Here is a 19,292-nt window from a genome sequence, read left to right on the forward strand (position 1 = left end):
TTGCCTCCTAATTTTTTTCTTTTAATTTCTTATATAGGTCAATTTGATCTTTACTTAATGTTTTTGGATTATTGATTTGAATTTCTATATACAAATCACCTTGATTATTATTCATATCAACATATCCCTTATTTTTAATTCTTATCTTATTTCCAGATTCTATCTTTTCTGGAATATTTACCTTAAACTTTCCATTTGGACTATCTATTGTAATTTTTTCTCCAAAGTAGGCATCCCATGGATAAATGGATTCTTTTTGTATAATATCGAGGCCATCTAGTTTATATTTTGAATCTTCTTTTATATTAACCTTGACATATATATCAGCACTTATTCCATATTTCAGTCCATCTATCTTAAGTTTTTTACCAGATGTTAATCCTTTTGGTATATTTATGTTAACCTCTTTAATAGAGTTATTTTTATCATTTATTTTTAATGTTCTTTTACTTCCCTTAATAGCTTCATCTAGTGATATACTTACTGTAGTATTTAATTTTTGTTTTTTCTTTGCTTTAAAACCTGTTCCAAAATTTGAAAATGAAGATCCTTGATGTGTTTTTTGAGAGAATCCTCCACCTCCAAAAAATGTATCAAAAAAGTCTGAAAATCCAGAACTTGATCCTCCACCTTTAGTGTAAGTATAGGACCTATTAGATGATCCAAAGTTTGAGAATATATCTGAGAAATCAAATTGAGAAGGGTCAAAATTTTGACCTTGGCTAAAGTTTCCACTTTGCCCAAACATATCATATTGCTCTCTTTTCTTATCATCAGATAATACCTCATAAGCCTCATTTATTTCAGAAAATTTCACTGTGGCTTCCTTGTCATCAGGATGAAGGTCAGGGTGGTACTTTTTGGCAAGCTTCCTATAAGCTTTCTTAATCTCATCCTTGCTTGCATCTTTTTTTACACCTAATATTTTATAATAATCTTGATATTTCATATTTACCTCCATCATTCTCTGACCATCTTTGACCTTAATCTTACTATACTAAGTTTATGTAAATATTCAAGTTTTAATTATAAATATTTCTATTATTTATAATTAATTGTTAGCTTTTAATAAATATTATCATCTTTTAAATTATCTATAAGATATAGAAATATCACAATATAATATAAGTAAATGCTAGATGTAATTATGACTTAAAACCTTATATAAAAAACTTATTTATAAAGAATGATATTTATTCTTTATAATATTAATTAAGGACTTTATCGGTTTTCTTACTAGGTCTTTTTCAAATTTATTCATAGATAAGTACCAAGAAGTAAGGCAATAAAATATTACAAAAGCTATAATATATCCTATAAATTCATATATAGATTTTATATTTATTTTATATATGATTAAGGAGATTAATATAGCTGGTATCATACCTCTTAATACTAATAGAATTTCTTTAAAATAATAAAATATATCAATACCTATCCTTTTATAGTAATAGATATTCATTATTATTCCATTTCCTATTGTTACTGTTATTGCTGTACCCAAGGCCGATCCTATAGGACCAAATTTGATAGCTAAGGGTATTGAAATAAAAAAGTTTGTTATAGCAACTATAAAAAACACTATTGCTGCAAATCTATGTAAATTTTTAGCCCTTTGTATATCTATACCTATGGATTGAATAAGAGATAAAAATGATGCTGACATTAGAATTAATGCTACATAATAAGATTCTATATAGGATTTATTTAGCCAAATATTAGAAATAAAGAATTTTCCAAAAGCAAAGAAACCTAAAAGAAATAACATTAAAACATACATTTGGATTCTTGAAATCTTTGCAAATAGTTTTGTAATCTCCATATCACTTTCATCGTTTGATACCATTCTATTTATTTGTGGAACAAATACGTTTACAATAGATGCTGCTAGTTGCTGATAGGCCCTATATATGATAGATCCCATAGCATAACTTGTAACTGCAAGACTTCCTACAAATTTCCCCAAAACAAACTTATCTACAGACCAATTTATTTGTTCCGTTATCATAGTTAAAAAGATAAAGCTTGAAAAAACACTTATAGCCTTTAATAGTTTTTTATCTATACTTGTAAAATCAAATCTCATACCTAACTTTTTTATTGCAAAATAAGAATTAGAAATAAGAGCGAAAAAACTTATAAGGGTTGTAACAATAACTAACCCTACAGACTTAAAGCCAATCATAAGTAATGGTATTCCTAACACTGGCGATAGTATTAGTCTTATAAGCATTATGATTTTTTGAAATATAAATTTTTCATTTGCTGTTATATAAGCTTCAAAAACACTAGTCGGGAAAGTTAAAAATATGTTAACAACTAGTATTGACATAAGTTTTTTAGAAAGAGAAATTTCACCTATGCTTAATTTACCACTTAATATAGTATCTAAATTTAATATTAATATAATACCTAAAAAAAGAGCTATAAAGGCCATAAACATAAAAACTATTATAAATAAGCCATTAAGTTTTCTTATTCCAGAATCATCATTTTTCACCTTATACCCATAATAAAACCTAATATAAGCTCCACCGAATCCTAATGATAGTAGTCCTAGATATGCTACAAGAGATGCTGTAAGTTCATAGACTCCATATTCAGCATCTCCTAAATAATTAAGAATGATTGGTGTATAGGCAAGTGTTAATAGTGTATTTATAATTATTGAAAGATAAGATAAAACAGCTCCTACTTTTCTTTGACTAAAATTCATAATCTAGTTATTTAAGAAGTCTTTCTAGTTTTTGTTTATTAACAAAAAGTTTTAAACTTCTTAACCCTTGTTTCATTGAAATATTTTCTATATATTTTTTGTATTTATTATAATATTTTTTAACTAAATTAATATCATATCCTCTATCGAGGCACTCAAGCAATCTATATACAATTAAGCCTATAAGCTTATAATTTACCAAGACCTCTCTATGTTTTTTACTTAAGTTTATATCTTTATCATTTATTATTCTATTAACGAAATTAAAGTCCTTGTCAATTTTTTCTATTTCAAAATTAGATAAGGCTTTTTCATCAATCTTATTTATGTAAGTAGTAAGAAAATATTGAACAAGATTTATATTTTTTGTCTTTGACATAGCTTTTATAAAAAAAGAAATGTCTTCTCCCCATGAAAGATCTTCATAAAAGTAAATATTGTTTTTTCTAATAAACTCTTTTTTAAATACAAAAGTAGAAGTATGAAAATTATTTTTTCCTAGTATGTAGTTATAAAGGATATCCTTACTAATAAATTTAGTCTTACTTTCTCTTTTTTCATAATCATCTTCAATATAATATCCGCATATAGCTATATCACCATCATTTTCTCTTATAATGCAAAGCATTTTTTCTACAAAATCCACCTCGTATAAATCATCAGAATCTAAAAATGAAATATACTTTGTTGTAGATTTCTTAATCCCAAGGTTTCTAGCTGATGATACTCCACCATTTTCCTTATATATATATCTTATATTATCATAGTCTTTCATTAAAGATTCTATAACTTTTTTGGAATTATCAGTTGAACCATCATCAATTACCAGAATCTCAAAATCTTTACAGGTTTGATTTTCAATAGATAGAATTGTATCTTTAACCTTATCTTCCCTATTATATAGTGGTATTATTACAGTAAGTTTATCTTCCATAATTCCTCCAAAAAATTAAAACTTTCAAATTGATGAAAGCTTATTAATAATCATATTCTATAAGCGATATTACCTTATAATCTTTTAAAATTTCTCTACCTCCAAGTTCTGTTAGTTCTATTAAAAACTCAAAAGCTACTATCTCTCCTCCTAGGGATTCTATAAGTTTAGCTGAAGCCATTGCTGATCCACCTGTTGCTATAAGATCATCAATAATAACAACCTTATCTTTCTTATTGATAGCATCCTTGTGAATTTCTATTTCACTTTTTCCATATTCTAAATCATATGAAATAGATTCTATATCTCCTGGGAGTTTACCTGGTTTTCTTATTGGTACAAATCCAACACCTAGTCTATCAGCTAGTGGTGCTCCAAAAACAAATCCTCTAGATTCAATTCCTACTATATAGTCAAATTCTAAATCCTTTAAGGCATCTTCCATAAGGTCAAGCGTTTCTTTATAAGCCTTTTTATTCTTAAGTAGTGTTGTTATATCCTTAAATGATATTCCTTCTTTTGGGTAGTCTTCAATTACTCTAATAGTTGCTTTAATATCCATTTTTTCTCCTTTTACTCTTCTAATAGGTAATTATACAATACTTGGTTTCGAATATCTATAGTAGCTTCTGAATCTGGAATATAATAAGAAATTCCGTCTATAGTATCTGGATAGCCAGGTATTGTATATGTAGTGATTTGGGCTTGAGATATATTTTTAAAAGCCCATCCAAATGATAAGAGATTTTTATAATTTATATTTGTATCCATATTTGAGCTAAGTTTCGAAAATACCATTGGTATTCTTAAAAGCTTGCTAGGTTTTGATAGTTCGCTTATAAATTGAACTAGAAAATCTTGTTGGGTTGCAATCCTTCCTAGATCTGCATTTGAATATCCCTTCCTAAATCTTACATAGTTAAGGGCTTCTTGTCCATTAAATCTATGCAAACCAGGTTCTATATCTTGAGCATTTGCTATAGGTTCTTTTACATCTATATCAATGCCACCTAAAGCATCTACTCCATCTACAACAGCTTGAAAATTTACTTCACAATAATAATCGAGATCTATTCCAAGAAAATCTCTTATGGTTTTTATTGTCATATCCATACCACCATAAGAATGTGCTGCATTTATTTTGTCTAATTCTCCTTCAATATATACCCTTGTATCTCTTGGTATAGAAATTATATCAATAGTTTTTGTAGACTTATTCATCAATACAAGCATTAGGGTATCAGTTCTAGTATTAGTCTTCTCGCCTGTAGAGTCTACTCCTGCAAATAAGAAGAAGAGTTCATCCTTATGTCTTTGTTCAATTGTATTACCATCAGATAAATCATCGCCTATAAAATTATTTTCATTTTTTACAATACTTGATGATATAAGACCCTTTATTACAAAAATAGCTAAAAATAGAGTAATAGCCATTAATATAATAAGGATTAATTTTATAATAGTTTTTTTAATGTTTTTCATAAAATCCCCTTAAAAGAAAAAACTTGAAAAAATATATATAATTAAGCCAGCTATAGTATTTCCACAAGCTATTACAAGAAAAGATTTAATTCTTCTTAGTCCAAGAAGTGATGCAATTAGAGAGCCCATCCAAACTCCTGTACCTGGAAGTGGTATGGCTACAAATAAGAACAAACCTAGATACTCATATTTTTCTATATTATCCTTTCTCTTAAAGGCTTTTCCTTCAGCCCAATCTGCAATTTTTTTTAACTCTTTTCTTTCTTTCATCCAATCAAAGACTGGCTTAATCCACAATAGTATAAAAATTGCAGGTATAGTTGAACCCATTAATGATAATCCATATGCTTCAAATGGAGTAAAATCCATGGCAAGACCTATAGGAATAGAGCCTTTAAGTTCAATTAAAGGAAGCATAGATATAATTAATAGAGCTATTTCATTAGAAAATGATGTTCTAATTAAATCTATTATACTCTGCATATATTCTCCTTTTTTATTTTAATATCATATTTTAACAATCTTATTATATCATAATTTATAAGAATATAGCATTTATCAAGAAAAAACCCCGAAATCTAGAAATGATTTCGGGTTATTTTTATTTTGAAGCTTCATTAAAGTATTTAGATGATTTAGTATCTTGTTTCATCTCATAGTAAATTAATGAATTGAGCTTATTATTTCTTTCTTCAAATTCACTATCATCATTAACCTCTTGACCATTTTTATCATATATTTGCTTTGTACTAATTATTGGATAATCATCTTTCATATCAAGCATATATTTTTGGTAGGCTGAAAGCTTGATACCACCTGCTTTTTCTAATAGATATGGTGTAAGGTAGTTAAGTGATATATTTACATCCTTTTCTTCTTCTATATCATAATTTGCCCATATAGTTAAAGGTGTATCGAAAACATCTGCATTTGTATAATCTCCACCATCTTTAATCAAATTCATGAAAGCGTCATAGTTTTGTGGTTGGTGATCTCCAAATATGGCTATGATTGTAGGCTCATCATAATTTTTAAAATATTCTACTAACCTTTCTAAATCCTTATCTGACTCTTTAACTAAATTCACATATTGGTTAACACCTTGATCATCTATACCTGTTGGATTTTCAACTTTTACATCTCCTTCATAGTTTGATACATAGCCACCATGGTTTTGCATGGACACCAAATAATAAAAAAGTGGCTTTTCTGACTTATTTTCATACTTATCAATTATCATATCATAGGCAACAGAATCTTTCATAAAACCACTTAATGGCATAAAACTATCAGATTCATTATTATAATCGTCTATAAAAGCTATATTTTTAAAGCCTAGGTTTGGCCAAACTTCTTGTCTAGAATAGTTTGTCGGCTTATTTGGGTGAGTTATAAAGGTTTCATATCCTTGGTCTTCAAGAACTCTTGCAACGGATGTATGACCATCTTTCACATATTGTTGGAACGGATAAGCACCTAAAGGGAAAAAAGTTAAAGGAATAGAAGTCAAAGCTTCATATTCTGAGTTAACAGTACCCCCGCCTAAAACCGATACATAAACATTTCCTTGTATAGCATTTTCATCTAAAGACCTCTGAAATCCTATAGGGTTTTCACTAATTTCTAAATTCCCTTTCCCATAGTAGTCAGCAAGAGCTTCCGATTGAATTATTATTATATTAGGTTTTTTATTATCTTTTTCTCCTATATCCTTGTTGTAATATTCTTCTAAGGTATTTTTAACTTCTTTTTCATCATATCCTTTAGGAGCAGTTATTATTTGATTAGCAAAAATCCTATAGAAACTATAAGGTGAACCTTCAACATAATAAGTTATGGATGGTCTCCATAAATTTACTCCTACTCCATTTTGTTTTATAAAATAATTTATGCTTGTAACAAGTATTATGGAAAATACTGTAGAATATGCGATAAATTGCTTTAAGTATGAAAGCTTACTTATATTAATCTTAGCTTCTTTTATTGAAATTATAATCAAAAGCCACATTGAAGCTAAAAGATACGCCATTAAAGACATAGGATTTAGAGCAATTGTAGTTTCTTTAGCAACATCGGCTGCAACCCCTAGCGAGCTTAAAAAAGCAGGTATGAGTGGTGAGTCTCTTAATATAAATAAGGCATCATTGGCTATACCAAATGCAATAGAAATTAAGAGTACAAGTACCATGGATAGTCTTTTCTTTCTAGATACTATATAAAGTAGTACTTGAATTAAGAAAAGTATAAGAGCATTTATAAGTATATAAACTATCTCCATAGACATAAATTCTGGATTATAGGCTGACTCTAATATATAAAAAGATACAAATGGATTTATAACAAAAAGTATCCAATTAACTATGGAATATTTTTTATCATCCTTCCTATTCTTATATACACTTCTTATCCCAAGACTTAATAAAAATACCATGAGTATAAGAGCAATCATGTCATTGAATGTATAAGGTGTACTAAAGACTGTAAATGTGCCAGTATTTGATATATGATCTTTTATCTTATACATTCCAAATATAGATATAGCTAAAATCACAAAATCTATAATATAATCTTTTAATCCATAAGCTAATTTTTTAATTGGATTTTTGGATGCTATTAACTTATTTATTAAACTATATAAGAATATATAGAAAAATCCTATAGCAAGTATTGCAATTAAAGTTTGTATCAATACAGATACAAGACCTGTATAAGAGATATCTACATATGATTGATTATCTGATGAGTTTGCATACATGGTCATTGTATGGTCTGTGAGATAAGTCATAACAGCTTGGGAATAAGCTGGATTTGTAGCAAAGTTTACTGTTAAGTCATCAAATAAAAGCTTTAATGGTGGTTTAAATTTAATATGGTTTCCTTCACTATATCCATTTGTTTTTATTGGATAACCTGTTTCAGTATTTGACTTTTCCCACCCCTTAATATCCATATTATCAAGGTTAAGTAATTTATCTCCTATATAAATCGAATAGATTTTAAAATTATCCGAATCTTTTGTAATATTTGAAGTTTGTTCAATTATGATTTCTTCATTTGTAAACGCTTTAAAGGAAAAATCTTTAATAAAAGATTGCAAAAATAGAATTACAATTAATGAAATTATAAATGAAAAAATTTTTATCTTTCTTTCTCTACTAATATTAATCCCCTCTTTTCTTGTCTGTTAAATAAATATATGTTAATTATAAATTTTGTGTAAACTTCGTGATATAATTATATATTATATGACAAATTATGTAAATATAATGTTTTTATAATAAGAAATCCTATCTATATGGATTTAGTGACATAAAGGAGTTATATGTTAATAGATAAATTAGACCAATATATAGAAGATAATTATTATTCATTTGCTATGCCAGGACATAAGAGAAATAAGAATATATTAAATAAAGCATTACCTTATGATAGGGATATAACAGAAATTAGAGGATTTGATAACCTAAATGACCCCAAAACTATATTTAAGGATATGGAAGATAAGCTTAAAGAAATATATAAGTCCTTTGACTTTATCATTTCTACAAATGGATCTACTTGTGGAATACTTTCATCCATTAGGACACTAACAAGAAAAAATAAAAATATACTTGTCCAAAGAAATTCCCACAAGTCAGTCTATAATGCCATAGAAATTTTTAATTTAGATGCAGATTTTATAGATTTACTTATAGATTGTGATATAGCTTATGATATAGATTATGATGATTTAGAAAACAAGTTGAAAAATAAGGATTATAGTGCCATAGTTTTGACATCACCCTCTTATGAAGGATTTATGCTTAATTTAAAAAGAATAAGAAAAATCTCAAAAAATACCAAGATTATATTAGATATGGCACATGGATCTCACCTAATTCTTGATAAATTATATGATGAATTAGATTTTGATATTGCAATTACTTCTTTTCATAAGAATCTATCTGCTCTAACTCCTGCTGGTGGAGTTATAATAAATAATAAATCTATAGACAAAAAAGAAGTAAGACGAAATATGGCTATTTTTCAAACATCTTCTCCATCATATATAATTTGTCAATCCATAGATGATATGATAGATAATTTTCAAAAGTTTTATATGCTGTATAATAGCTTAAATGAGAATTTAGATGACTTATATAATATTAAACTTTCAAATCTTAAATTCATTAATAATAAAAATAAAGATAAGTCAAAGATTCTAATATCTTGTAAAAATACTAATATAAATGGAAATGATTTTTCGAATTTTTTATATAAGAAAAAAATAGAAGTAGAAATGGTATCTTATTCCTATGTTTTATTATTAAGCTCTATTTTTAATCAAAAGAAAGACTTTAACAAGCTTAAACAAACAATAATAAATATGGATAAGAATCTTTCCTATAAGAAAGATAATTTTGATTTTTCTTATAAGATACCTAAAAGGGCCTTATCTATAAATGATGCCTTAAGAAGAAAGAAAAAGATTGTTGATTTTAATAATGCTGATAAGAAGATTTCTGGATCTTTTATCTATGCCTATCCCCCAGGGATACCTCTAATAGTTCCTGGAGAAATTTTTGATATAGATATAATTTCAAATATTAAAAATCTACTAGAACAATCTGTACAGCTTAATATAGAAAAGGGTGGTTTTATTATACTAGATTGACAAGTGTAGACTATTTTGTTAGAATATAGATAATAATACTACATAATTTAAGGAGATAAAAATGAAAAGAATTATTACTTTAAATACAAGAAATCTTCACAAAAGCAAAAAAGATGGTGGATGTGGAGAATGTCAAACATCTTGCCAATCAGCTTGTAAAACATCTTGTGGTGTTGCAAATCAAGAATGTGTAAACTCAAAAAATAAATAAGGGCATGACCCTTATTTTTTTATGGTCTTAATCTAGACTATTTCACTATAATTTAAGGAGAAATTATGATTCATCAATATAGAGCAAAGGGCTATAATATAGTTCTAGATGTCTATTCAGGTTCTGTTCATCTAGTAGATGATATAACTTATGATATTATAGAACTTTTTGATAAGGATAAAAAATACATAAAAAAAGAAATTCAAAAACTACATAATATATCAAACGAGGAATTTGAAGAGACCTTGTCTGAAGTAGAAAGCCTTAAAAATCAAAATCTTTTATTTTCAAAGGATGATTTTAAAGATATTACTATTGATATAGATAATAAGAAAACTTATCTTAAAGCTATGTGCCTTAATGTAAGCCATACTTGTAACCTATCTTGTGAGTATTGCTTTGCTAAAGGCGGAAGATACCATGGCCCTGAAGCAATAATGACATGGGATGTAGCAAAGAGTGCTATAGATTTTCTTTTAAAAAATTCTGGAGAACATTTTAACCTTGATATTGATTTTTTCGGTGGTGAACCACTTTTAAATTGGGACTTGGTTAAAAAAACTATTGACTATGCAAGGAGTAAGGAAGAAGAATATAATAAACACTTTAATTTTACTCTTACTACCAATGGAGTACTTTTAGATGATGAAAAAATTGATTATCTAAATGAAAATATGAAAAATGTTGTTCTTTCTCTTGATGGAAGAAAGGAGAAACATGATGAATTTAGGAAGACTATAGATGGTAGAGGCTCATTTGATAGGATTGTTCCAAAATTTCAAAAACTTGTAGAAAAACGTGGTGATAAAGAATATTACATGAGGGGCACCTTTACAGCCAATAACCTTGATTTTACAGAAGATATAAAAACTTATCTTAATCTAGGTTTTAAGAGAACCTCCCTTGAACCAGTTGTTGGAAACAGTGAAGAGGACTATGCACTTAAGGAAGAACATCTTCCAAAGATATATAATGAATATGAAAAACTTGCTGATATGCTAATTGAAGCTGTAGATAAGGACAATAAGTTTATCTTCTATCATTATATGATAGATTTAAACAATGGTCCTTGTGTTTATAAAAGAATATCTGGTTGTGGGTCAGGTTCTGAATATATGGCTGTAACTCCAACAGGGGATTTATATCCTTGCCATCAATTTGTCGGAAACGAAAATTTCAAAATCGGAGATGTTTATGATGGTATAAAAAGAGAAGACTTGATTTCTAATTTTAAGAAAAATAACCTTTATAGCCAAAAAAAATGTAGGGATTGCTGGGCACAGATGTATTGTTCTGGTGGTTGTGCTGCAAATAATTTTAATGCAGGTGGCGATATCAATAAAATTTATGATTATGGATGCAAAGTATTTAAGAAAAGAATAGAAATGGCTCTTGCTGTAAAAATTCATGAATTCTTAAGAGAAAATGAAAAAGAAGAAGATATAAGTTAAAAATAGTAGCCGTTGCAATTAAATTTGCAATAGCTACTATTTTTTTACTCTGTGACTTGACGCAAGAGCAATTATTTCAATACTATCTGGGTTATTTTTTTCCAAAGTTCTTATTATCTCCTTCATAGTATTTGAACTTGTTATAATATCATCAAATACCAATATCGATTTTCCAGTTAAGTCTTCATCTATAAAAAATGAATTCTTAAGGTTCACTTCCCTATCTTCTCTAGATAAAATATGTTGGACCTTGGTATTTTTTATTTTTTTGAAAGAATCAAGATAACTAATACCTAAATCTTTTATAAAATAATCACAAATTAATCTTATATGGTCAAATCCTCTCTTATTTAAAACTGACTTTGACGAAGGTGTTGCAAGTATATAATCAAAATTAAATAGTTTTTTTTCTTTTAAATAGGAATAAATCATAGACCCAAATACCTTATAAAGTGAGGTATTTCTATTAAACTTATAATCAGCTATAAGATTTGCCATAAAATCATTGTAAAAATATAAGACTCTTGTATTATAATCTAGTATCTTAAATTCATTATCTACAAAATCTAACTTATCTAGACATTCTTCACATAAGAAATGTATTTCATGTGTTTCCCTTTTACATGATAAACATAAATTTTCATCTAAAAATAAAAAATCTAAAATCATTTCAATACCTTATCAAGCTCATTTATCCAAAAACTAAGATTAGTTAATCTTTTAGACTGGCTATCATTATTCACCATTTGTTTTAAAATCCTCTTCTCCCCTAAAAGTATAACGAGCTTTTTTGCTCTTGTTATAGCTGTATATAGAAGATTTCTATTTAAAAGCATATAGGATGTACTCATCATTGGTATAATTACACAGTCAAATTCTGAACCTTGCGACTTGTGTATAGTTATAGCATATGATAGGTCTAAATCTTTTATATCATCTTTTTTATAAGTTACAATATTTCCATCATAAAATTCAACCTTTAGCTTTTCTCTTTTTACATCAATATCAATAATCCTACCTATATCCCCATTGTATACCCCATCATCGAAATTCGATGGATCATCACTTTCAAGGTCATAATTATTTCTAACTTGCATGACTTTGTCATTTATCCTATATAATTTATTATTGACCTTAATCTGTGAATTAGACTTATTAAGCTCTTTTTGGAAAATAAGGTTTAAATTGACTGTACCCCAATCAGACTTTTTACTAGGAGCAAGAACTTGGATATCATTTATTGGATCAAATTTATAATAGCTTGGCAGCCTTAATTTGACCAAGTTTAATATATCATTAATAAAGTTTTTTTTATCTGAATCTATAAAAAAGAAATCCTTGTTTTTTTGATTTAAATAAGGATATTTTCCTTCATTTATCCTATGTGCATTTACTACAATATTACTTTGCTTAGCCTGTCTAAAGATTTTTTTAAGTTTTACATTTTTTATATTTGTTTCTAGTATATCTTTTAAGACATTTCCAGGTCCAACACTAGGAAGCTGATTATGATCTCCAACAAGGATTAAGGCTGTTTTATCACTTACTGCCCTTAGTAAGGTGTCCATTAATCTTATATCAATCATAGATACCTCGTCTAAGATAATATAGTCTGTTATTAGAGGGTTTTCTTCGTTATATTCTGGAATTGGGCTATCAGGTTTTATGCCCACGAGTCTATGAATTGTAAGAGCTTTTTTATCAGTTGATTCTTGCATTCTTTTTGCAGCTCTTCCTGTAGGAGCTGCAAGTAAAAATTTAAGATTATTTTTTTCAAGTATCCTTGTAATTGCTCTTATTATTGTGGTTTTTCCAGTACCTGGTCCTCCAGTTACTACTAAAAGCATATTTCTAAAGGCTTGATCTATGGCATCTTCTTGTTCTTTCGAAAAGCCTTCAAAGTTTTCATCTATATCAATATCAAATATAAAATCTTCATTTTTAAGTCTTGATAGGTGAATGGCACAAGATTTTTCTGCCTTATAAAGTTCTTTTTCATATACATATTTATTTCCTTGAAATTCCATTATTAAAATTTTAGAATTTAGCTGATCCGATAAAATTTGTTTTTTAATGATATCTTTATCTACCTTTATTAATTCATATACGTCATCTATAAGTTTTTCTAAAAGCATGGTACAATTACCACTCATATCAGCATCATTTTTAAGTATATAGTTAATAGCAGCAGATATCCTAAAATCAGAGTCCCTTTCCATTTTCATATTTAAAGCAATCTTATCAGCCATAAGAAAACCTATCCCTCTTATATCTTCACTTAGCTTATAAGGATTAGTTTTTATAAGGCTAATGGTATCATCACCATAGTTTTTATAAATTTTATTTGAAAGATTATATGATATATCTAAGGACTGTAGATATAAAAGTACCTCTCTACTCTCTCTTGCCGCTTCACTTGAATCTTTTATCTTTTGAAGCTTTTTTTTACCTATACCATTAATAGATAAGAGTTTATCAGGATTATTAAAAACTATATCTATGGACTCATCCTTAAACTTATCATAGATAAGCTCGGCTGTTTTTTTACCTATAGATTCAATACTACCATTTGATAGGAAATTAATTATAGCTTTTTTACCTGAGGGCTTTTTTAACCTTGCTTCTTTTACATTAATTTGCTCGCCATATTTTTCATGATAAATAATATCACCAATAATCTCTATATTGTCTTCTTCATTAAAAAAAGGCATAGTTCCAGTACATATTATAGGAGAATCAAAAGTTTCTAAAGATAATACTGTGTATCCGTTTTCTTCATTTCTATAAATAATACTTTTAACTATGCCTTCAAATTTCATTTTATATTACCTGTTTTCTTTCAATTTTAGCTCCAAGATTAGTGAATTTTTTAATTAAGTCGCTATATCCTCTATCTATATGATAAATATCAGATATCATTGTTTCACCTTCTGCTACAAGTCCTGCTAAAATTAAAGCTGCTCCTGCTCTTAGGTCTGTTGCCTTTACTTCTGCTCCGTGAAGCTTATCTACACCAACTATTGCTGCTCTATTACCTTCAGTTACTATTACTGCTCCCATTTTTTTAAGTTCATCTACATGCATAAACCTATTTTCAAAAACAGTTTCAACTACTGATGATTCTCCATTACACACTGTCATTAATGCCATAAATTGTGATTGGACATCTGTAGGAAATCCAGGATATGGTAAAGTTTTGATTGTAGTTGGTTTAAGCCTTTTATCAGTTCTTACCCTAATCATATCTTCATCATCAATCTCTTCTACATGAGTTCCCATCTCTATAAGCTTTGCTATAACTGGCCTGATATGGCTCCCTATGACATTCTTAACTAGGATATCACCCTTAGTAATAGCTGCTGCTAACATATAAGTTGCCGCTTCTATCCTATCAGGAACTATGGTATGTCTTGTTCCTTTAAGTTTTTCTACACCTTTAATAATAATATTAGATGTACCTGCTCCAATAATATCAGCCCCCATTTTTGATAAAAATGAAGCCAAATCTACTATTTCAGGCTCTTTCGCTGCATTTTCTATTACAGTTTCACCTTCAGCAAGACATGCTGCCATCATTATGTTTTCTGTAGCTCCAACTGATGGAAAATCTAGATAAATCACATCTCCTTTTAGCCCACATTTTGCCAATGAAGATATTTCTTCATGATTCATTGTTGTATTGGCTCCTAAAGATTCAAAACCTTTAAGGTGAAGATCTATTGGTCTTTTTCCAATATTGCATCCGCCTGGTGCCTTTGTAATAGCATGTCCAAATCTTGCAAGTAGTGGACCCATTACTATAAAAGATGCCCTCATCTTATCCATTAATTCAAATGGTGTTTCATATTTATCTACCTTTGAAGCATCGATTTTTAAGGAAGTATCTGATATATATTCAACTTTTGCATTTAAACTCCTTAATATTTCTACCATTACTTCAATATCTTTAAGCTTTGGAACTTCATCCAAAATGACTTCTTCTGTAGCCAAGATACTTGCAGCAAGTATTGGTAGAGCTGAGTTTTTCGCTCCTGAAATTGAGACCTCTCCCCTTAAAGGTCCATTATCCCTAACTAATAATATTTCTTTGTTCACCATATAATACCCCTACTTTGTTCCAAAAAGCCTATCTCCAGCATCACCTAGTCCTGGCACTATATAACCATCCTTATTTAATTTCTCATCTAATTGTGCTATATAAATATCTACATCTGGATGTTCCTTTTGAACTTTTTTAATTCCTTCAGGTGCAGCAATAATATTAAGTAATTTTAATGATGTGCACCCCTTTTCTTTTAATCTTTGAATAGCATCACAAGCAGAGCCTCCTGTTGCAAGCATAGGATCTATAACTAACATATCCCTTTTATTGGAATCTTTAGGTATTTTTAAATAGTATTCTACAGGTTTCAAACTCTCTTCGTCTCTATACATACCAATATGTCCAATTCTTGCAGCTGGAAAGACTTCAATAAGTCCATCAACCATTCCAAGTCCAGCACGAAGTATTGGTATAATGCCAAGTTTTTTGCCTGAAAGCCTATATCCTTTAGTAGCGCAGATTGGTGTATTTAAGTCATATTCTTCAACTGTAAAGTCCTTACTTGCCTCATATGCAAGAAGGATTGTAATTTCCCTAATAATAGACCTAAATTCATTACTCCCTGTATTTTTATCTCTTAGTATCGAAATTTTATGTTTGATCACTGGATGATCTAGTACTGTAACTTTGCCCATCATTTCTCCTTTATAAATAATTCACATTTCCTGACGCTGATTTTTTCATTCTATTCATTATACTTTTACCCAAACCTATATCTTCAACACCTTGGGCTAATATTATATCACAAGAATTTCTATCAAGATCTCTTAGTGCCTGAAATAATACATGGCTCATCTCGATAAGCCTATCCTTATTCCCTAATGATAAGGTATAATAATCTGAAAACTCATCTAGATAATCATTAAATACTAAAATTCCTACCTTGTTCCCCTTCTCACTTTCTTTTTTCGCTAAATCTTTTATTAAACTTATACTCTTATCTCCAACATAAACTTCCATCCTAGCTTTTGGGGCATAGTGTTTATATTTTTGACCAGGAGATCTAGGAACTTTCGAATCATCAACTAAAGAATCATCCAAGCAAACTTCAGGTATAAATTCTTTTATATATTCATAAGTATAAAAACCAGGCCTTAGTATACAAGGCTTATCTAAACTCATGTCTATTACTGTAGATTCTATACCTATATCACTTTCTCCTCCATCGAGTATCAAAGAAATTCTTCCATTCATATCATAGTATACATCACTTGCATTTGTTGGTGATGGTCTTCCTGATATATTTGCCGAAGGAGCTGCTATAGGTGTATTGCACTCTTTTATAAATAATCTCGCAAGCTCATCTTTTGGCCTTCTTACAGCAACAGTATCGCCTCCACCTGTTATTATAGCAGGTATTTTTGAACTCTTTTTGAGTATAACAGTCAGTGGCCCTGGCCAAAGATTGTTAATAAGATATTTAGTCTTATCATCAACTTTCTCAACCAAGTCAATAAGTTCTTCGTTTTCTGATATATGTAAAATTAAAGGATTATCAGCCGGTCTATTTTTTGCCTTAAATATTTTAGCTGCGGCCTTTTCATTTAGTCCATCAGCTCCTAAACCATATACTGTTTCTGTAGGAAAGGCAACCAATTCTCCCATTTTTATTAAATTTCCTGCTTTTTTAAGATAGGAATAGTCAACATTATTCCTATCTATCTTCAATATCTTTGTTTCCATTTTCCACTGACTTTCTTAATCTTTCAATTATCTTTTTATTTTCTTCGTTTTCTGTTAAACAATAAGTTGGATCCATGTGTATGGTTATAGATATATTTAACTCATTTTTTAGCCTTACCTCAACGTCTGTAACAGCCTGATGCATAATACCTACACTTATATTAGATGGAACTTCTACATCACATGAGCCAGTTAGTTTACCCCTACCATATTCGTGAATATTTAAATCATGATATCCTTCTATTAAATCGCCTTCTAAAATTATTGTTTCTATTTTTTTATGAAGTTCAGGGCTTACTCCCCTTCCTAATAGCTTATCCATAGTTTCTAAGGAAAGATCTAAACCCGGCTTAAATACAATTACAGCAAGTATAATACCAATTATTGAATCTAAGTTGAAATCTATATATCTTTGTACAATTACTGAAATAATAATAGATATAGTAGATAAAATATCATTCCTTGCATCTATCATTACAGCATAATTGAGTTGTGAATCAAGCATTTTATTTAATTTTTTATTTAATAAGTATATATAGATTTTAAAAGTTAAAGAAAAAATTAATATTATAAGTGCTATAAAACTAAGCCTAGGTATATCTCCTTTATAGAAACTCTTTATAGAATTTATAAAAAGAACAAATCCTATAAACATTATAAAAATTGATACAAGAAAACTTGCTATATATTCACTCCTACCATGACCATAAGGATGTCCACTATCTGCTGGCTTATTACTTGCCTTTGCACCTATTAAGGTTATAAAGCTAGTAAGCGAATCAGACATATTATTAAAGGCATCACCAATTATAGCTTGAGATGATGATAATATACCTATAGTAATTTTTATAATAAATAATAGAGCATTTATCAGAACACCTACAAGACCTGAAAGTGATATAAGTTTAAGCCTAACACTCCCATTCTTATAATTCTTATAGTCTTTAACATAAATTTTGCTAAGGAATTTAAACAATTATTCTTCTCCCATTGTTTCAAGTTTTCTTGCTTGATCTTCAGTTATCAGAGATTCTATCATCTCTTCTATATTTCCATTTAAAAAGTCATCTAGTTGATAGATTGTCTTATTAATTCTGTGATCTGTAATTCTTCCTTGCGGATAATTATAGGTTCTAATTCTTTCTGAACGATCTCCAGTACCTACTTGAGATTTTCTATTATCTGATATTTCCTTTTGACGTTTTTGTTCTTCAAGCTCATATAATCTAGATCTTAAAACTCTCATAGCCTTGTCTTTGTTCTTAATCTGAGATTTTTCGTCTTGGCAAGTTACTACAAGACCTGAAGGTATATGGGTAAGTCTTACTGCTGAATCTGTTGTATTTACACTTTGACCTCCATTACCACTAGACCTATATACATCAACTCTTATATCATTAGGATCTATCTTAACATCTACCTCATCAGCTTCAGGCAAAACTGCAACAGTTGCAGTAGATGTGTGGATTCTACCACCAGATTCAGTTTCTGGAACCCTTTGAACCCTATGAACTCCAGATTCATACTTAAGCTTTGAATAAGCGCCCTCTCCTCTAACTAGAAAAGTCGCTTCTTTAACTCCACCAATTCCTTGGCTTGATACATTAATATCTTCTGTTTTGTAACCTTGCTTATCAGAGTACATATGATACATCCTATAAAGATTACCAGCAAAAAGACCAGCTTCATCTCCACCAGCTCCTGCTCTAATTTCAACAATTACATCCTTGTGGTCGTTAGGATCTTTCGGTATTAATAAGACTTTTAAGTCTTCTTTATATACTTCTAGTTTATTCTTGTTTTCATCAATCTCAGCCTTAAGTAGATCAATCATTTCTTTATCTTCAGCCTCTTTTAAAAGCTCACTGTTTTCTTCAATCATATTCTCAGCTTCTCTAATTTGATTGTATTTTTCTACTATAGGTTTTAATTGATTGTATTCTCTTGAAACTTTTTTAAACTTATCAGAGTCTGATAAAACTTCTGGATCTGCAAGTTTTTTCTCCAATTGTTTAAAATTTTCTTTCATATGTTCTAGATTTTCTAACATATATCCTCC

The 19,292-nt window shown here is 28.9% G+C and carries 17 protein-coding genes; 3 read left to right on the forward strand and 14 right to left on the reverse strand.

Features of this window, described 5'->3' with window-relative positions; translation table 11 throughout:
• Nucleotides 1–7: 7 nt before the first annotated feature.
• The 7 genes from HV819_RS08070 to HV819_RS08100 all read right to left on the reverse strand — a co-directional run bounded on the left by HV819_RS08070 (nt 8) and on the right by HV819_RS08100 (nt 8,229).
• Nucleotides 8–949, reverse strand: a complete 942-nt coding sequence (locus HV819_RS08070) for a DnaJ C-terminal domain-containing protein (protein ID WP_176269976.1) — start codon at nt 947–949, stop codon at nt 8–10.
• A gap of 228 nt (nt 950–1,177) precedes the next feature.
• Nucleotides 1,178–2,716: an oligosaccharide flippase family protein gene (locus HV819_RS08075; RefSeq protein ID WP_176269977.1), complete on the reverse strand. Its 1,539-nt coding sequence runs from the start codon at nt 2,714–2,716 to the stop codon at nt 1,178–1,180.
• Between the two features lie 7 nt (nt 2,717–2,723).
• The gene (locus HV819_RS08080; RefSeq protein ID WP_154541057.1) at nt 2,724–3,650 is read right to left on the reverse strand and encodes a glycosyltransferase family 2 protein; all 927 of its coding nucleotides are present in this window, start codon (nt 3,648–3,650) and stop codon (nt 2,724–2,726) included.
• A gap of 43 nt (nt 3,651–3,693) precedes the next feature.
• A complete protein-coding gene (locus HV819_RS08085) occupies nt 3,694–4,212 on the reverse strand; it encodes an adenine phosphoribosyltransferase (RefSeq protein ID WP_154541059.1) in 519 nt (172 codons plus the stop codon).
• Between the two features lie 11 nt (nt 4,213–4,223).
• Nucleotides 4,224–5,132: an LCP family protein gene (locus HV819_RS08090; protein ID WP_154541061.1), complete on the reverse strand. Its 909-nt coding sequence runs from the start codon at nt 5,130–5,132 to the stop codon at nt 4,224–4,226.
• A gap of 9 nt (nt 5,133–5,141) precedes the next feature.
• Complete coding sequence (locus tag HV819_RS08095) at nt 5,142–5,615, reverse strand: COG2426 family protein (protein ID WP_154541063.1); 474 nt, start codon at nt 5,613–5,615, stop codon at nt 5,142–5,144.
• Nucleotides 5,616–5,733: 118 nt separating this feature from the next.
• Nucleotides 5,734–8,229: an alkaline phosphatase family protein gene (locus HV819_RS08100; protein WP_216629238.1), complete on the reverse strand. Its 2,496-nt coding sequence runs from the start codon at nt 8,227–8,229 to the stop codon at nt 5,734–5,736.
• 225 nt (nt 8,230–8,454) lie between these two features.
• On the opposite strand from HV819_RS08100, the gene HV819_RS08105 reads away from it, so the two are divergent.
• The 3 genes from HV819_RS08105 (at nt 8,455) to scfB (ending at nt 11,448) form a co-directional block, all read left to right on the forward strand.
• Nucleotides 8,455–9,786 (forward strand): Orn/Lys/Arg family decarboxylase, encoded by a 1,332-nt coding sequence (locus tag HV819_RS08105; RefSeq protein ID WP_176269978.1) that lies wholly within the window; start codon nt 8,455–8,457, stop codon nt 9,784–9,786.
• A gap of 61 nt (nt 9,787–9,847) precedes the next feature.
• Nucleotides 9,848–9,997 (forward strand): six-cysteine ranthipeptide SCIFF, encoded by a 150-nt coding sequence (gene scfA, locus HV819_RS08110; RefSeq protein ID WP_154541069.1) that lies wholly within the window; start codon nt 9,848–9,850, stop codon nt 9,995–9,997.
• Nucleotides 9,998–10,062: 65 nt separating this feature from the next.
• Nucleotides 10,063–11,448, forward strand: coding sequence for a thioether cross-link-forming SCIFF peptide maturase (gene scfB / locus HV819_RS08115; RefSeq protein WP_176269979.1), 1,386 nt, complete (start codon nt 10,063–10,065; stop codon nt 11,446–11,448).
• Nucleotides 11,449–11,484: 36 nt separating this feature from the next.
• On the opposite strand, the gene HV819_RS08120 is transcribed toward scfB, so the two are convergent.
• The 7 genes from HV819_RS08120 to prfA are packed head-to-tail and all read right to left on the reverse strand — an operon-like array spanning nt 11,485 to nt 19,283.
• Nucleotides 11,485–12,117, reverse strand: a complete 633-nt coding sequence (locus HV819_RS08120) for a ComF family protein (protein ID WP_154541073.1) — start codon at nt 12,115–12,117, stop codon at nt 11,485–11,487.
• A complete protein-coding gene (recD2, locus tag HV819_RS08125; RefSeq protein WP_176269980.1) occupies nt 12,114–14,267 on the reverse strand; it encodes an SF1B family DNA helicase RecD2 in 2,154 nt (717 codons plus the stop codon). Before recD2 ends, HV819_RS08120 begins: the two co-directional genes overlap by 4 nt.
• Before the next feature lies 1 nt (nt 14,268).
• Nucleotides 14,269–15,546 carry a UDP-N-acetylglucosamine 1-carboxyvinyltransferase gene (murA, locus tag HV819_RS08130; RefSeq protein WP_154541077.1) on the reverse strand — a complete coding sequence of 426 codons (1,278 nt, stop codon included), beginning with the start codon at nt 15,544–15,546 and terminating at the stop codon, nt 14,269–14,271.
• Nucleotides 15,547–15,555: 9 nt separating this feature from the next.
• The gene (gene upp / locus HV819_RS08135; RefSeq protein WP_154541079.1) at nt 15,556–16,185 is read right to left on the reverse strand and encodes a uracil phosphoribosyltransferase; all 630 of its coding nucleotides are present in this window, start codon (nt 16,183–16,185) and stop codon (nt 15,556–15,558) included.
• A gap of 10 nt (nt 16,186–16,195) precedes the next feature.
• Nucleotides 16,196–17,233 (reverse strand): L-threonylcarbamoyladenylate synthase, encoded by a 1,038-nt coding sequence (locus tag HV819_RS08140; RefSeq protein ID WP_154541081.1) that lies wholly within the window; start codon nt 17,231–17,233, stop codon nt 16,196–16,198.
• Nucleotides 17,205–18,209: a cation diffusion facilitator family transporter gene (locus HV819_RS08145; protein WP_154541083.1), complete on the reverse strand. Its 1,005-nt coding sequence runs from the start codon at nt 18,207–18,209 to the stop codon at nt 17,205–17,207. Before HV819_RS08145 ends, HV819_RS08140 begins: the two co-directional genes overlap by 29 nt.
• Entirely contained in the window at nt 18,210–19,283 is a 1,074-nt protein-coding gene (gene prfA, locus HV819_RS08150; RefSeq protein WP_154541085.1) for a peptide chain release factor 1, read from the reverse strand.
• Between the last annotated feature and the right edge of the window lie 9 nt (nt 19,284–19,292).

It is taken from the genome of Anaerococcus faecalis (assembly GCF_013371425.1).
Taxonomy (GTDB): domain Bacteria; phylum Bacillota; class Clostridia; order Tissierellales; family Peptoniphilaceae; genus Anaerococcus; species Anaerococcus porci.